Origin of the sequence: Arthrobacter sp. PsM3, assembly GCF_030433895.1 — a bacterium.
GTDB lineage: Bacteria > Actinomycetota > Actinomycetes > Actinomycetales > Micrococcaceae > Arthrobacter.
The window spans coordinates 1-286 of record NZ_JARUXE010000159.1; the positions used below are offsets into that span (position 1 = coordinate 1).

Below are 286 nucleotides of genomic sequence, written 5' to 3' on the forward strand. Positions count from 1 at the left end.
CTGGACAGGTGGTCGGTGCGGTTCTGGACGGCGATGACGTAGTTGGCGTCGTAGGAGCCGAAGGCGGACGTGCGGTTCAGGACCGTGCACTCGGGCGCGGAGATCAGCTCGGCTTCAACGTTGGACACCCAGTCCAGGGCGGGGACCCCTTCGATGCTCTCCGCGAGGGCCGGATCGGTGGATCCGGACAGCAGCGAGCCGCCCAGCTCAGGCTGGTCGTCGATGAGAATGACGCGGGCGCCGCTGCGGACGGCCTCGCGGGCCGCGGCCAGGCCTGCGGGGCCGC

1 protein-coding gene is annotated in these 286 nt (G+C 71.0%); it reads right to left on the reverse strand.

Going from position 1 to position 286, the window contains the following annotated elements; all coding sequences use genetic code 11:
• The coding region (locus QCD75_RS22045) for an FAD-dependent oxidoreductase (protein ID WP_301231654.1) at positions 1–286 on the reverse strand (286 nt) is incomplete at both ends.